Below are 15,222 nucleotides of genomic sequence, written 5' to 3' on the forward strand. Positions count from 1 at the left end.
GAACGGGAAAGAGAACGCAATGCAGTCAGCGTAAGGAGGGCTACCGTGTTCAGCAGGAACATTTGGCTTTCGTGCCTGAAGCCCGATGTGCCGCAGAATCCCTTGTCGGCGAGCACCACGCGCGCGCCGCGCTCACCACTGCCCAAGTGCCCGCCGGCCCGCCACCGAGCACCAGCACGTCGGCGTCATATTCAACCGATTCGCTTGGTGCGGGCCTGCGCTCGGCGCGGTGGATTTGAGTGGTCATTGGTCACATCTCCCCATTTGAACGATTGCAGTCGGACCCGCGGCTCATGCCACCACCGGCGCCTTCCAACGCATGAAGCGCCGCTCCAGCGCCTCGAGCACGGCGTTGAACGCCAGCCCGATCACCGTGATGCCCAGGATGCCGAAATACATCTGCGGGATCAGGAAGCTGTACTGGCTGTTGATGATGAGATAGCCGAGCCCCGCCTTAGCAACGGCCATCTCGGAGGCGACCAGCACGAGCATGGCGGACGCGCTGGCAAGGCGAATGCCGACGAAGATGGTCGGAAGCGCCGCCGGGAGGATGACCTTGCGGAACAATTGCTGCGGGCTCGCGCCCATCGTCCGTGCCGATTTGATCAGGAGTGGATCGACCTGCTTGACGGCACCGATGGTGTTGAGCAGCAGCGGCCAAGCGCAGCTATAGATCAACCATGGTGATCTTCGACATCTCGCCGATTCCGAGCAGCAGGATGAACACCGGCAGGAGCGCCAGCGGCGCGGTGTTGCGGCAGATCTCGATGAACTGGTTCAGGAGATCGCCGAGCCGCGCGTACCAGCCGACGAGAAGGCCCAGCGGGATGATCAAGGCAACCGAGATCAGAAATCCGCTCAGGGCACGCAGCAGGCTTGCGGACACGTCGTCGTAGAGCTCGCTGGTCTGCGCGAGCTGCCAGCCCGCGGCGATCACCTCCGAGAACGGCGGCAGGAACACCGGATCGATCAAGCCGAGTCGCGGGGTTGCCTCCCATACCGACAGCAGCGCAATGAGCAGCAGCGAGCGATGCCCGAGTGCACTGAGGGAGCGCACGGCAGCATGAAGGCGGTCGACGATCGGCGATGGACGACGTGCCACGTCGGACAAGGACCTCGGACGCCCGTGCTCGAGCTCCAGCAGCGTCAGCGTCTCAAGGCTAGACATGCACAACCTCCTTCACGTTACGGTCAACGCGACGCGTGGCGACGACGCCGTTCAATTGACCCTGCTGCGCCTTCTGCACTTCATCGCGGAGCAGGCTCCAGACCTCGTGCCTGACATGGCCGAACTCCGGCAGCGAGCGCAAGTCATCGACCTCGCCTCGCAGCGCGTGGGGAATGTCGATGATTTGCTTGATCCGGCCCGGGCGCGAGGTCATCACGGCGACGCGCTGGCCGAGCACCACGGCCTCGTCGATGCCATGGGTGATGAAGACGATCGTCTTGCCGGTCGCGCGCCAGATCCGCAGCAACTCGGTCTGCAGTGTCTCGCGCGTCTGTGCATCCAACGCGGCAAACAGCTCGTCCATCAGCAGCACCTCCGGATCGTAGGCAAGGCTGCGCGCGATCGCGACGCGCTACTTCATCCCGCCGGAGAGCTCGTGCGGATAGCGGCCGGCAAAGCCAGACAGGCCGACGAGATCGAGGAAATGCCGCGCTATCTCGCGCCGCTGCGCCGCCTTGAGCCCGGCGATGTCGAGCCCGAACTCGACGTTCTCCGCGGCAGTGCGCCAGGGAAATAGCGCGTATTGTTGGAACACGATGCCGCGGTCGCGCGCGGGTCCCGTGATCGGCTGGCCATCGAGCAGGATCCGACCGCTGGTCGGCGTCGTCAGTCCGCCCAGCAGATCGAGGAGGCTGGATTTTCGGCAGCCGCTTGGGCCGACCAGGGCCAGGAATTCGCCGGTGCGGACGTCGAGCGCGATGTCCTCCAGGGCCGTGAAGCGGCCAGCCGGACCGCCCCCCTCGCCTCGCGTCACGAACTCCTTGCGGACGCGCTCGAAGCTGATCTTGACCTGGTTGGTTTTCACTTGGGTCATTGTGCCTCCGCCGTCTTGCCAGGGCGGAAATAGTTGAACGCGTTGGTATAGGTATCGGAGGCCTTGATCTGGCCCGGTTTGAACAAGCCGTCCTTCTCTAGCCAGTCGATCCACACCTGGATTTCAGCGTCCGAGATCACGCCGCCCTTGCTCGCCACGCCGGTGCTCCTCCAATATTTGATCGAGGAGCCATCCTCATTGCGCTTGCGTTCGGCGATGATCCTGTCGAAGCGCGCTCGAACCTCTTCCGGCGGTGTCGTCTGCGCCCAAGCGATGGCGCGCGAAATGCCCTCGACCAGCCTGCGCGACGCGTCGGGATTGTCCTTGATGAACCTGTCACGCAGGACATAGGAACCGCCGGTAAATTGGCCGAATAGATCGGTGTCGTTGAACAGCGAGCGGATGCCGCCGCGCTCGAGCGCCTTGTCGCGCAGCACGCCGCTGAGCGCACTCACCTCGACCTGGCCCTGGCGCAGCGCCTGCTCGCCGCTCACCGGCGGGATCGCCACCAGCGTCAACTGCTTGACCTCGCTCGCGGAAAGGCCGTTGCGGGCCAGATATTCGCGGAGCACGAACTCGAGATGCGCGCCCAGGGTGTTGACGGCAACCTTCTTGCCGATCAGGTCGCGGGCCGTCTTGACCGGACTGTCGTCCTTCACGTAGTAGCCGTAATAGGTGTTGGCATCGGAGCCGTAATAACCGACCACCGCCTTGATCGGTGCCTTGGCCGCGATCAGCTTGAGGATCGCACCGTAGAAGGCGCCGCCGATGTCAATATCGCCGGTCACCACCGTCTGGATGTCCTGGGGACCGCTGATGGTGTTGCCGACCCATTTCAGCTTCAGCGGCGCGAGATAGCCGAGGTCGTCGGCGAGCTCGATGAAGCTCACCTGCCCTGCCCAGCCCTGATAGCGGATCTCGGTCTTGTCGAGCGGCGGCTCGGCGAAGGCCGGAGCTGCAAGGCCCAGCGCCAGAGCGCCCGCGAGCAGCAACCGCGCACGAACAAATCCAAACGAAGCGTTCATTTTGGCAAATCCTGTCAATGATGCGGAGATCGAGCAGCCTTCATCAGGCAGCCTTTGCCGTCTGCGGCTTCGGCGCCTTGATGCGCGTGACGCTGTGACGACCATCGACGCTCACCGGCACCTCGCCATCGATGGTGGCGCGGCGGACAATGCGATGCTGATCGCCGTAGTCGTTGATCGCGTAGTGCTCGGTCGCACGGTTGTCCCAGATGGCGACGTCGCCCGCCTGCCAAGCCCAGCGCACCGTGTTTTCCGGTGCGGTGATATGCGACTGGAACAGGTCGAACAGCTTCTGACCGTCATATTTCGGCAAGCCGACGAAGCGCTGCACGAAATTGCCGAGCACGAGCGTGCGTTCGGCGGTTTCGGGATGGACCCGCACCACCGGATGCTCGGTCTCGTAGATGGTGCCGGTGAACACCTCGTCGAAGTGCTTGCGGTCCGCTTCGCTCGCGCGCGTCTTCACGGCGTAATCATAGGCGTTGCTGTGGATCGCCCAGAGCTCGTCGGCGAGCTTGCGCAGCGGCGCCGGCAGGTCGAGATAGGCGGCCGCCGTGTTCGACCACAGGGTATCGCCGCCATAGGGCGGGATCACGACACCGCGCAGCACCGAGATCTTCGGATAGGCATCGACGAACGTGACATCCGTGTGCCACTGGTCGGCGCGGCCACCGCCGCGGCCGGAGTCCAGTTCCAAAATCGATGACGTTCCCTTGGTCGCACCGACCGTCGGATGCGGCACGAGCTTGCCGAGCCGGACAGCAAATCGCTCCTGCTCGACATCGTCGAGATGCCCCTGGTCGCGGAAGAAGATGACTTTGTGCTCGAGCAGCACCCGGTTGATGGCGCGAATGACGTCGTCGGACATATCGCCGGACAGCTTGACGTTCCGAATCTCGGCGCCGAGCCGGGCGGCACGTTTGACGATATCGGCGCGCGGAATGACGTTGTCGATGGTGGTCGCGTTGCTCATGATCGTGATCTCTCGTTTTGAATTTCTGAACAAAGCTCCGCCGTGCGCCGTACAGCTGGGTCGGCGGGGAGACTGGATGGGTGGTTTCTTGGATTTGGTCCTAGGGGATCACGTTGCTGGCTAGACCGTTCGCGGCACACGGATCCCGGCGGTACAGCTCTCCACCATCGCGTCAGCGCGACACGGCGCACACAGCGCCATCGGCCGGGCTCCTTTGCGAACGACGTGTGGATCGGATTGCCGCATGGTGAACGACTCTTGCTTGGACCCAGCAGATGGTAAAAGCGATCGCGGACCAGTCAATGAAACGAAACCAGCTTTGTTTTCCGCAGCGAGCAATGATCGCTTCGTTGGTCACGCGGAGATGGAAATATTTGCGATCATGTCGTCCGCGCGAGCGCCGCGAGCACGCGATCATAGGGAAAATCAGGCCAACCGACCCGCGAAAGACCCGATTCATTCGCCTTACCCCATCGGCAGGAACGCACTCATCTCCGATCAGCGACAAGCTCACAGGGTTCATGCTCGCTTCGCGGGTAACAACGCAAATTCATTTCATCGACAGCTTTGCGAGCGTCGACATAGAGTCCGGTTTAACGCGCGCCCGGTGAGGCCGCGATCCGACGACGACCAATATTTGCGAGCCAGACCATGAGCAAGCGGCAGCTTTCCCTGAACTTCTTCATCTATCCGGACGGTCATCACGAGGCCGCCTGGCGTCACAAGGCCTCGACGACCGACCGCATTCTCGACGTCACCTACTATCAGGAGCTGGCGCAACGCGCCGAAGCCCACAAGTTCGACGCGGTCTTCTTCGCCGACGGCCCGGTGCTATCGGACAACGTCCGTTACGCGCAACGCTTCCGGCTGGAGCCGATCACGCTCCTCACCGCGATCGCGTCGGCCACGACGCGCATCGGCCTGATCGCGACGGCGTCGACGACCTACACCGAACCCTACAACCTCGCGCGGCTGTTCGCTTCGCTCGATCACATCAGCGGCGGGCGGGCCGGATGGAACATCGTGACGACGAGCTCGTCGCAGGCCGCCCAGAATTTCGGGCTGCCCGAGCACCCCCCGCATCACGAACGCTATGAGCGGGCGCGGGAATATCTCGATGTCATCACCGCCCTGTGGGACAGTTGGGAAGACGACGCGCTGGTCAATGACCCAGTCTCCGGCATTTTCGCCGACACCAGCAAGATCCACACGATCGACCACATCGGAAAGCACTTCCGCGTGCGCGGTCCGCTGAATATCTCGCGGACGCCGCAGGGCCGGCCGGTCTATGTCCAGGCTGGCTCGTCCGAGGACGGACGCGCCTTTGCCGCGCGCTTTGCGGAAGCGATCTTCACCGCGCACCAGACGTTGGCGAGCGCGCAGGAATTCTATGCCGACATCAAGCGCCAGGCACGCGCATTCGACCGCAGCTCGGATCAAATCAAGATCCTGCCCGGCATCTCTCCGTTCATCGCCAGCACGCAAGTGGAAGCCGACCGCCTCCAGGAAGAGTTCAATAGGCTGATTCAGCCGGAATTCTCGCTCACCCAGCTCCGCCAGATGACGGGGCTCGACCTCACCGGCTTCGATCTCGATGGCCCCTTCCCGCGCCATTTGATCGACATCGATGGTGCGCATCGCGTCGCAAGCCGCTTCAAGCTCATCGTCGACATCGTCGCTCGCGAAAACCCGACGATCCGTCAGCTCGTGCAGCGCCTCGCCGGTGCGCGCGGCCATTGGGTCATCGCTGGTCCGCCGGAGAAGATCGCCGACAATATCCAGACCTGGTTCGAAAATGGCGCCGCCGATGGCTTCAACGTCATGCCACCATGGCTGCCGGGAGGATTTGATCTGTTCGCCGAGCAGGTCGTACCGATCCTGTGCAAACGCGGCCTGTTTCGTCACGAGTACACGGGCACAACCCTGCGCGAGCACTACGGCCTTGACCGTCCAAACAGCTTGTTCTCCGGCCGCATCCAAGCAACCGCATGACCGCTTCTCTCTTCTTCGTTTGGCATCTAGCTAGGTCGGCATCCGCGCTGATATCGTGCGTTTTCTTATCAGGCATGCAGGATTTCTGCTCTCGCGCGCAATAGCGCACGGCGGAGGCCTCGGCTTAAGATTTTGACGAGTATTCGCGATGCGCCGGTCCGACCTCGCACTTGCGGAGTGGCTCGAGGCGCTCTGCGAGCGTGGCCCGAAGCACTCGCTCCCGAGTCCTTTCCCACCCAACCACCATCGGAATTGTTTGCTCGGCCGTTTGCTGGCGGGGCGCAACGATATGGCCATGCCTGCTTTGTTCGCAAAGCGACTGAGGTCGTGCAGCTTTGCAATATGTCGCGAATGGCCCATTAACAGCCTTGGGCGAGGGACGGATGAGATCACATCCGCGGTCGAACGCCTTACGGGTTGGCAATGATCTACGCCACTAGCGAAACGCTCCGGCGACCTGCAAGCTGGGCATTCATTGTACGTCTCTGCCTCGTTGGACCAAAACATGCAAGTCGATCCAGACGATAGCTTGGAAGAGCTTGACGCCCAGCTTCAAATAAACCTATTCGAACGGCGCTTACTCGTTTCATCGCATCATATGCTGCGCATGAAATTCTGGATGTTTATGCTGGCCGCTCTCACTGTCGCATTTGCGATCGCAGGCTACATATTTTGGCAACTTCGTTTCGGCGATGGTTTTACCTCTCATTTAGACCTTCTCGGCGGTTCTCTCGGACTTCTTGGAGCCTTTGTTGTCGTTGAGTTGATTCTCGGTGCTTTCAGCGCTCTGCAGGCGGTTTGGAAGACGAATATCCTCCTCCATGCTCAGGATCACGCCATTTCGCAGGCCGAAGAGTGCTTGCGCGATGGTTACTAGACATGACGGCCGCTAGGCAAAGAAGCGCCCTTTCAAATCTAAAGAACATCTCCCGCGAAACGGGCGCGTTTCTCAGCACCTTGTCAACAATCTCTGAGCGCTTGGCGGAGAGGACCTCCGAAACGCTGGTGGGAACGTTGGGCGGCGTATTCGGGGCAATAGGTGGGTACGCGATTTCCTTGCAAGTACATACGTTCGCTTCGCAGGGCATCTGCCTGACATTAGGCAGCGTTTTGGGAATCACACTGGGCACCATCCTCTGGCGAGGTCCGAAGAATATGTTGTTTGAACGCCGCGACCGCCGGAAAGAGCGCTTATTTTTGGAACATCAAGCGTTCGTCGCAGATCAGATCAAAAAACTAGGAAAGGCGTGTCCGCCAGAGCTGATTGAATACCATCGGCAGTTGCCGATGGAATTTATAAAACAGCGACACGGCCTCCAACCAATTGACTCATTTCCCGGTCTTCAGGCACCTCAACAACAACTACCAGCACCTAAATAGCGGCGGCCTTCAAGGTCGTTGGAAGGCAACTAGCTCTTCAAGCCTACCCTCTCAGCACGTTCTGGTTAAAGGCTTCAATCTGCACAAGGTCGTGGGCCCTTGGGATTGAACGAGGGTCATCGCTCTCGACCGCTGCTTTTTCGCCTTTAAGTGCGCCAACGCTGTCCTAAGCCGCACCGACCGTGGCGAGAAATCTATGCACTTCCAGCTTGAGGCGATTGCTCTCCTCAGACAAGGATCTGGCGGCAGCAAGTACCTGCGTCGATGCCGTGCCAGTCTCGCCCGCTCCGCGGTTAACTTCTGCGATATTCGAGGCGACCTCATTTGTACCGATTGCAGCCTGCTGCACGTTCCGGGCGATCTCCTGATTGGCGGCGCCTTGCTCTTCCACGGCCGAGGCAATGGCCGAAGAGATTTCCGAGATGCGGCGGATAACGCCACTTACTTCCTTGATGCTGGCGACCGACTCTTGCGTCGACGACTGGATCCCGGTGATTTGTTCGCCGATCTCCTTGGTTGCCTTGGCGGTCTGCTCCGCCAGTATTTTCACCTCGGAGGCGACGACCGCAAAACCGCGGCCGGCATCTCCGGCGCGTGCTGCTTCGATTGTCGCATTCAAGGCAAGAAGATTGGTTTGACCCGCGATGGTGTTGATGAGTTCGATGACATTACCAATCTTGCCGGCGGCATGGGAGAGCGACAACACACGCTCGTCAGCGTTCTGGGCCTGTCGTACGGCTTCACCGGCAATACGCGCTGATTCCTGCACCTGCCGGCTAATCTCGTTCACTGAAGCTGACATTTCTTCCGTGGCCGACGCGACAGTTTGAACATTAGCGGAGGCCTGTTCGGAGGCCGATGCGACGGCGATCGACAGCCGCTGGGTCGATTCCGCCGTCCTGGTCAGTGAGCCCGCGGATGCTTCCAGCTCCGTGGACGCAGAGGAAACGGTGTCGACAATTTCTCCGATTGCACCTTCGAATGCATCGGCAACCTGGCGCAGGTCGGCCTTTCGTTGCTCGGCGACGATCCGATCCTGGTCCACTTTTGCCGCGGCCTCCGCCTTCGCCTTCTCAGCCGCCTTCACTTTAAACCGTTCGACCGCACTGGCGATTTCGCCGATTTCGTCCTTGCGCCCAAGACCGGAGAGCACAACATCGAAATTGCCTTCGGCCAAGTCCAACATCGAGGCCGTCAGCTCCCGAATCGGCTTACTGATGCTGCGCGACGTAAGCACTGAGAGGGCTACACCAAGGAGCATACTAAGGGCGCCAAGAACCAGGGCAATCGTCACACCCAATTGAAGGTCGTCTTCGGCCTTCGAGACAGTCTCTTTCGAAGCCTTCTCGTAATCGTTTGCGAGCGGCTCTGCGAGCTCGTCAACGTGGCGTCCAGCCGCGAGTGCAGAACTTACGGCGGATTTCGCTTCGGCGGTATCGAGGGCACCGTTTCTTCCTCTGTAGTCTTTCGGGCCAAGCGCCTTCGCTGCATCGTCCGCGACAGCTGATTTCAAGTCCCTAACTCTGGCCAGGCGACCCACGTCCTTGGTGTCGGCAGCGAGCTCATCGAGCTGCGCAAAGGCCCTCTTGTAGCCCTCTGCCGCCTTCGCCCAATGCGATTGATCGTCAGTTGCCAAGGCGATCCACGCATGCATCCGAGCTTCAAACACATACTTTTCGATGCGCTCGTCTTCGACCACATGATTCTTTTGACGAACAACAGTTGCCAACGAACTGCTCGCGCTCCGGGACGCATTGACCGAGTAACCGCCGATTGCGGCGGTCATCATAAGCAGCAATCCGAAACCGATCATGAGCCGAGCGGCGATTTTAATGTTTGCAAGCACTGCTATGACTTTCCAATATTGAGAGATAGTCCTGCTTCGAATGTTCTTGTGTAGCGAGCTGACGGTCCGGCAGGAACGTCGGCTAGAGCCTGGAAGATTTGAGTTTTGCGAGTTCGAGGTCTTGCTCAATCAGATTGAGAGCAGCTTCCAGTTTGGCCCTCGCTGAAGCGTCGCCAATCTTTTGTATCACCGCTCGCATCTGATGATGGTTCTGCTCGAGCGCGGCGATCGCGTGATCGATCGTAAGCTTGGCATTCGCTTGAACGGTTTCGAGCCGTTGATCTGTGCGTCTATCGGGATCGCATGCCATCGGCACCCGCAACTTCACGATCCGCGCGCCGCGCTTGCCGGTAACGTTTATTCGTGTCGGCCCACGATCGACCTGCACCGGTGCATCCGGCCGGCGAAACTCAACAACATTGAGCATTTCGCACCTCGATGAAACTGCGTCCGCAGTTCTGCGCTTTGCAGTTACGCGATTGGATCCGCCGATGTGTCGAAATGCACACGTAGCGACTGCGTATTGGTTCGGTTGTAGGGCGGCGTCAGTTAACAAACTTCTTTAAATGCGCGTGATCTGCTAGCGCGCCACAAACGATCGGCTACTTTGGTCGGTCAAGGCTGTGGACCGCAACCTGCGCAAGCTAGTTGAATTTCTGCGCGAGACATCCAAGCCGCGCGGAAATTCTTCAGGATAGCAGGCAACATGAAAGGAAAAGAGCAGGCACGGCGGATTCGAAGAACCACTTGGGATTCTACGAGCGATTGATCCCATCACAGACGAACAGACACACAAGAAAAATATTCGAAAATTTCCATCGGCAGCGAGCCGGATCGCCGATCATTGGTATCGGCACTCAGTACTGACCCGCACTCTCTTGTAGTGATCCAAGAAAACGCGAATCGAGGTCGGCATTCCTTCGACGAAAGCAAAACAGTCGATTTGGGATATTCACTTTATATCGCCGAGATGATAGGTCGAGTGCGGTCGAAGCGTGCAATGCGCGCCTAGATCACGAGGTTTGCCTCCATTTCCGGGCCTCGTTCAATCAAAGGGTCCTGCGCAGCTTCCGCTCGTCCATTTCCGCTGGTGCGAAGCCTCCGATCGTATCGCCATTGTCCGAGCAGTGTCGCGCCTCATCACCGCGGCACCTCTGGCCGGTGCCGATCATCAGCGCCCACGCTTTGCCTAGCGCAACTGGGCGAGCAACGCGCGCCGATACGGTTTCGATCATCAGGCAAGCTGCCATGCAACAATCATTAGAGACGCAAGAATAAGCAAAACGATCATGTAAAGCAGAAGCTGAGATATCAAGTCACCATCACGTTCAAACATTATCCCCATCCGCTTTGCCCCGACCGAAGTTGTACCAAACGAACATCATTGTCATTTCTCACCTGAGTGCGTCGTCTAGGCTTCACAATTTGCTTCGTTCAATCGATTAAATGCAACGAATCGTACATTCGCGCCCAAATCCTGCATCCGGCCAGCCTCTCCAGTGACCCCTGCGGTATTGGTTGTCGACCGCCAAGTGGTCACACTTGACGACGTCGCGGTCGGTTGAGCGACATCGCGAGCGGGCGGCCGTGACCAGATGCTCCGGCCAACCGTCGCACCTCGTTCGCATTGCTGTAACAGACCGCGCGCAGATTTCGCGCGCGCCGCAGCGACGTTAACGCGGCCCTCGCATCGCTCAAATTTCACACCAGGATAATGACAATGATCCTTCAAGCATTGCGCCCCTTGACCGGGCGTTCGCTCAAGCCCGGCCTTGCGATCGCGCTGCTCGCCTCCACAGCGCTCCCTCCGCGCCAGCGCGCGCAGGGGGCCCTAGCCATCACGCCTGGCATCACCCAACTGCCGCCCAACTGCGTGGCGCCCAACTGCGTCACCGCGACCGCCGATGGTACCTATCCTCAGTGTTCAACAACGTTCTGGTCGACGGTTCCTTCGGCATCACCGCCAAGATCATGCTCGACGAGCTGCGGCTCGACGGCGATCACCTGCAATCGCTCGAGGTCCCGAACAGCACTGAGCGCGGCACCACCGCCAACAAGGACCAGATGGTCACAAGCTTCCCGTCCAGGTCAGAGATTGCCCTCAACCTGTCGCTCGATCACAGCGTCGTTTCGTTCACGGGGTATCTCGCGCCGGTCGGCGCAGTCGACGTCTCCAGCTCCAATACGCCCGACGTCGTCGATCCGACCAATCCGGTGCCCGGCATCTACTCGCGGGTGATTGCCGATGTCGACGAGAATGGACACTTCCGCTTCACCGTTGTGCTTTTGACTTCCGATGCAAACCAAATTCGCGCTGCGGGCCGTGGAATCACGTTATAGTTAGGGCTCAACTGCAGGAGGGATTCCGCTCTATGTCTCAGGGAAAGACACCACCACCCCCGCCGCCGCCTCCCACAACGGTCCAGAAGGGTATTCCGAGGCCGCCCCCGCCGCCGCCGCCTCCCAGGCCGATGCCCCGGGGGTAGTCAGCGGGACCAATAGGCCATCCAAATCAAAGCGGCTCCGACAAACGGAGCCGCGATGCCGCATAGGTATGCCTCGGTCAAATTCGCCGACGCGTAGGCGTTGTGCTTTTGATTGTGTGCAACGGTATCGTCTGCAATGTCTACGTAGGCTTTCGCCATAGCGTGCAGAGCTATATCGTGTTGGAGCGCCCACTTCCAAAATTCCGGCCTTCTGGAAGGCAAGTAAATGGGGGCAGGCCACAGCACCATGACTGCCTTGACGCATCCCAGGAACAAGCTGAAGGCTACTCCCCCAATCATCAAGCCAACATAGAGCGTCAGATTGTGCGCCTGCTGTAGAGCGATTGCGGCGGTGGTGAGGGCGACTATCACTGGCACGTAGACCGCCAGAACTCTCAGCGCGCGGTCATCTTGGAACAGGACCAGTTTGACGATTTGCTCTTCGTGGCGGGCGGTATCTTGAATCGCCTGTTTGGCTACCTCGTCCGCTGATGAGCTGAGTTGTTCGGGCGATGCCCAAGCATCGATCGGTGTTCCCGGCATAGTAAAATCCCCCACAATCTAACTCAGCCGCTGAGTGACCCGATAGCCGCGCTCTTCTAAGCAGCGACCCACACGCGCGCCAAGCTGTATCCAGCCGCCATTGCGGGCCTGTTCCTGGCAAGCCCGCGAGATCCGGATATCTGGTTTGATCAACACCCCATATGTCCACAGTGGGCGGGGTGTTGACGGTGTTTACCGCGCACCCGCCAAGCGTCAGGCAGCCTAAAAGCAATGTCTTTCGCATGAAAAATCCCCCGCGCAATCTAAGCGCGGGGGACAATCTAGAATAGGATTATTTTCCGCAGTCAGCGAACGGTTGAGGCTTCGACGCTAGCCAGCAACACGTCGCCGTAGATCGCCTTGGGCCAATAGTTGCCAAACTGACCGAGACAAACCTTGACCTCATTATCCGTCACATGGCCCCTGGCCGGGCATGGCTCCAGATCGGCGAGACGCCGCGCCAGACCCGGGCGATCATGAAGCAGCGGCCCCATAGCGATCTCAATCAGCTTAACATCGCCCTTGCCAGCGACCTTGGTCGCGCGATCAACGATGATCGCATACAGGGAATTCGGAAGGAAAGTTTCAGTCATTGCCGGCCCCGCTGTATTGATGGAACGGAACCGAGATGATTGATTTTGAGAACCCCGGCAAGATAGAGAGCTTCGCTAAAACCGAAAAGTAAGCCGTTGCTGATATCCGGGAGTGTGTCTCTTCAACAGCTTGAGGGCTGAATTTTTTTACATTGTAAGCCGCTACTCGCGGATACTGTTTTTTGATCGCATGCTTTCCAACGCCGATCATAGGGCGATGGCGCGTGATCGCGGACCTCGCTCGTCCGGAAGTGGCCGCGCTCGCGCGAACAATTCCGGGGAGGGGGACGCTTCCGATATCTTTTCAGAGTGAATGGCAATCTACCGGTCGCAACAGACCAGGCTCCTTAAGCTCCCCCCCTAGCATCACAGCTGCTAGAACTCCTCCCCGGCAATGCACTCTCCGTCAACGCATATTTTTAGCGATGCGCTCAAGTGGTCCCGCTTCGCGGGTCCATTTCAGATCAACCAGCTCGTGCTGGCTGATCCACAACACGCATCGGCAAACGCTTCCAGTCTGAGCCATCGAGCAGCACCGAGAGCTGAGCATGAGATAGCGGCATGACGCCTTCCTTGATCGGCGGCCAGGTGAACTGCCCCTCGATTCTCTTGTAGTAAAGGACAAGGCCGCTTCCGTCCCAGGTCAGGATCTTCACGCGATCTCGGCGCTTGGAGCGGAAGATGTAAAAGTCCGCCGTCGAACGGATCGGCTCCAAACGCCTCGCTCACCAGCATCGCCAGCGAGTCCATCCCGCGACGGAAATCGACCGGCTGCGTCGCGATCCAGATCGACAACCCGGGTCGCAGCCCGATCATCGGCCAACCGTCCCGACTGCCGCCAGCACCTTGCACAGCGCCCGCCGGTCGACCGTTCCCCTGACACGGATGCGAACCGCGCCGACCTCGATCTCGATTGCCGCCTGCTCCTCGCGCGACGGCAATTCGCCCCCGCAGCCGGTGATCGCGATCGGCACAAAGCCAGGTGGCACGTCTCCGGCCCCGTGCTCCGCGACCTGCACCCGCGTCCTCTGACGACGCCACAGAAACAACAGGCTTGGACTGATGTCGTGTCGCCGCGCGACCGCGGACACGCTTGCACCCGGCGCAAAACTCTCCGCGATAATCGCCGCCTTCGCATCGGCCGACCAGCGTCGGCGCCGGCCGGCCCCAGTGATGATCTCTACACGCTGCAGCGTGTCAGAAAAATCCTTGAGGATAGGCGTATGCCTATCCCTATCGCTATCCTTACGGCTATCCTTAGACATGGCGAGACCTCGTGATGATTCAGTCCACGAGATCTTCCTAACCGACCAGATTAGCTCTCAGAGCGTGGTCCCTGGATGACGCTCACGTACAATCAGGAATATGTCGGTGAACACAGCTGTGAAATCGGCCGTAGGCTCACAAGCGTCGGATGCTTACAGAACGGTTGGTAGTGGCGTAATTGACTTTGCTCGAGGTAGAGCTGACAGATCCACTCAAAAGTAGTTATGCAATCGCAAGACGAGAAGGGCCTCGCGATAATGCTCCTGGCAGCAATTGCCTTCATATTTTTTTTCTATCATTTCAAACTTAGTGGTGCAGAGATAGATCATAAAAATATTCCGCTGCTGACAAAGGCGCTCTTTACCACAGCCTTCCTGCCAATTGGCCTGTATTTCGGACTTCTTTTCATAAGCGGCAAAAAGCTCGCCAATCAGGTGGGCGGGGGCGTCGCAGTATTTTTGATCCTTTGTTTTTTGATCGGGTTCTTGCGCTATTAAGCGGCGCTATAGTTGACATCGCGCGCGCATCGGTGAGTGCGCCGCAACAACAAAATGCAAAGAGACCATAACAATCAAGATTCAAATTCGTTCGTGCTTCGACGTAGCCTCCGACCATACTGGGGGTTAGTTATCATTACGTCGTTATACACGACGTACGGGCTCTACTACGCGCTTACTTCTCACGACACATTTGGCCTATATACTTTGTTTGGTTGGGCATTTGTTGTGTTCAACACATGGTTTGGCATGCAGTATCGCATCTCTTGGAACAATGGAGAGATAATTCAGAAAGCGGTCGCCGGAAATCTGACAAAAATAAAAACTGATGAGATTACAGATGTTATCCAAGAAACTTCAGACGTGCAGACCCTGGTGACTTTCAGTCGGCCCATGAGACGAATAGTAATTTACGCGAAACACGCTGACGCAGGAAAATTTATCGATGTGTCGCTGAAGCACTTTGTGGGGGCCGATATCCGGAAGCTTATGGGAGCGATCCATCAGCGCCGTCCTGATCTGACATTGCCCAAGCAATGGATTTAGAGATGCGTCCGCTTGGTGGTGGCGTCCGCCGCA

16 protein-coding genes and 2 pseudogenes are annotated in these 15,222 nt (G+C 59.0%); 7 read left to right on the plus strand and 11 right to left on the minus strand.

Annotated features, from left to right (window positions below):
- Positions 1–291: 291 nt before the first annotated feature.
- The 5 genes and pseudogenes from SO140_RS20405 to SO140_RS20425 form a co-directional block, all read right to left on the minus strand.
- The gene (locus SO140_RS20405) at positions 292–678 is read right to left on the minus strand and encodes an ABC transporter permease (RefSeq protein WP_498543042.1); all 387 of its coding nucleotides are present in this window, start codon (positions 676–678) and stop codon (positions 292–294) included.
- Positions 668–1,168 carry an ABC transporter permease gene (locus SO140_RS20410; protein ID WP_498543043.1) on the minus strand — a complete coding sequence of 167 codons (501 nt, stop codon included), beginning with the start codon at positions 1,166–1,168 and terminating at the stop codon, positions 668–670. Before SO140_RS20410 ends, SO140_RS20405 begins: the two co-directional genes overlap by 11 nt.
- Positions 1,161–2,042 (minus strand): annotated as a pseudogene (locus SO140_RS20415) (ABC transporter ATP-binding protein). Before SO140_RS20415 ends, SO140_RS20410 begins: the two are co-directional and overlap by 8 nt.
- The gene (locus tag SO140_RS20420) at positions 2,039–3,067 is read right to left on the minus strand and encodes an ABC transporter substrate-binding protein (RefSeq protein ID WP_498543044.1); all 1,029 of its coding nucleotides are present in this window, start codon (positions 3,065–3,067) and stop codon (positions 2,039–2,041) included. The pseudogene SO140_RS20415 and the gene SO140_RS20420 overlap by 4 nt, the downstream one beginning before the upstream one ends.
- Before the next feature lie 43 nt (positions 3,068–3,110).
- Positions 3,111–4,040, minus strand: a complete 930-nt coding sequence (locus SO140_RS20425) for a TauD/TfdA dioxygenase family protein (protein ID WP_498543045.1) — start codon at positions 4,038–4,040, stop codon at positions 3,111–3,113.
- Between the two features lie 275 nt (positions 4,041–4,315).
- Here SO140_RS20425 and SO140_RS20430 point away from each other — a divergent pair, with 275 nt between their 5' ends.
- The 4 genes from SO140_RS20430 (at position 4,316) to SO140_RS20445 (ending at position 7,412) form a co-directional block, all read left to right on the plus strand.
- On the plus strand, positions 4,316–4,651 hold the full coding sequence (locus SO140_RS20430) for a hypothetical protein (RefSeq protein WP_449384069.1): 336 nt from the start codon (positions 4,316–4,318) through the stop codon (positions 4,649–4,651).
- Positions 4,652–4,691: 40 nt separating this feature from the next.
- Entirely contained in the window at positions 4,692–6,032 is a 1,341-nt protein-coding gene (locus SO140_RS20435; protein WP_498543046.1) for an LLM class flavin-dependent oxidoreductase, read from the plus strand.
- 505 nt (positions 6,033–6,537) lie between these two features.
- Positions 6,538–6,909, plus strand: a complete 372-nt coding sequence (locus SO140_RS20440) for a hypothetical protein (protein ID WP_498543047.1) — start codon at positions 6,538–6,540, stop codon at positions 6,907–6,909.
- Positions 6,910–6,911: 2 nt separating this feature from the next.
- Positions 6,912–7,412: a hypothetical protein gene (locus SO140_RS20445; protein WP_498543048.1), complete on the plus strand. Its 501-nt coding sequence runs from the start codon at positions 6,912–6,914 to the stop codon at positions 7,410–7,412.
- A gap of 166 nt (positions 7,413–7,578) precedes the next feature.
- Here the strand turns inward: SO140_RS20445 and SO140_RS20450 are convergent, their stop codons facing one another.
- Both SO140_RS20450 and SO140_RS20455 read right to left on the minus strand, forming a co-directional pair.
- A complete protein-coding gene (locus tag SO140_RS20450) occupies positions 7,579–9,258 on the minus strand; it encodes a methyl-accepting chemotaxis protein (RefSeq protein WP_498543049.1) in 1,680 nt (559 codons plus the stop codon).
- 82 nt (positions 9,259–9,340) lie between these two features.
- Positions 9,341–9,646, minus strand: a complete 306-nt coding sequence (locus SO140_RS20455; protein ID WP_498543050.1) for a hypothetical protein — start codon at positions 9,644–9,646, stop codon at positions 9,341–9,343.
- A 1,532-nt stretch (positions 9,647–11,178) separates the two neighbouring features.
- Here SO140_RS20455 and SO140_RS20460 point away from each other — a divergent pair.
- Positions 11,179–11,598: a hypothetical protein gene (locus SO140_RS20460; protein WP_498543051.1), complete on the plus strand. Its 420-nt coding sequence runs from the start codon at positions 11,179–11,181 to the stop codon at positions 11,596–11,598.
- 146 nt (positions 11,599–11,744) lie between these two features.
- On the opposite strand, the gene SO140_RS20465 is transcribed toward SO140_RS20460, so the two are convergent.
- From SO140_RS20465 to tnpA, 4 genes and pseudogenes are all read right to left on the minus strand, one after another.
- A complete protein-coding gene (locus SO140_RS20465; RefSeq protein WP_498543052.1) occupies positions 11,745–12,287 on the minus strand; it encodes a hypothetical protein in 543 nt (180 codons plus the stop codon).
- Between the two features lie 305 nt (positions 12,288–12,592).
- Positions 12,593–12,880, minus strand: a complete 288-nt coding sequence (locus SO140_RS20470) for a hypothetical protein (RefSeq protein WP_498543053.1) — start codon at positions 12,878–12,880, stop codon at positions 12,593–12,595.
- 464 nt (positions 12,881–13,344) lie between these two features.
- Positions 13,345–13,696: pseudogene (gene tnpB / locus SO140_RS20475) on the minus strand (IS66 family insertion sequence element accessory protein TnpB).
- On the minus strand, positions 13,693–14,073 hold the full coding sequence (tnpA, locus tag SO140_RS20480) for an IS66-like element accessory protein TnpA (RefSeq protein ID WP_498543072.1): 381 nt from the start codon (positions 14,071–14,073) through the stop codon (positions 13,693–13,695). The pseudogene tnpB and the gene tnpA overlap by 4 nt, the downstream one beginning before the upstream one ends.
- Before the next feature lie 297 nt (positions 14,074–14,370).
- On the opposite strand from tnpA, the gene SO140_RS20485 reads away from it, so the two are divergent.
- Together SO140_RS20485 and SO140_RS20490 are read left to right on the plus strand one after the other, a co-directional pair.
- A complete protein-coding gene (locus SO140_RS20485) occupies positions 14,371–14,643 on the plus strand; it encodes a hypothetical protein (protein WP_498543054.1) in 273 nt (90 codons plus the stop codon).
- Between the two features lie 249 nt (positions 14,644–14,892).
- Positions 14,893–15,189: a hypothetical protein gene (locus SO140_RS20490; RefSeq protein ID WP_498543055.1), complete on the plus strand. Its 297-nt coding sequence runs from the start codon at positions 14,893–14,895 to the stop codon at positions 15,187–15,189.
- Positions 15,190–15,222: the final 33 nt, after the last annotated feature.

This window comes from Bradyrhizobium sp. UFLA05-108 (assembly GCF_059803455.1).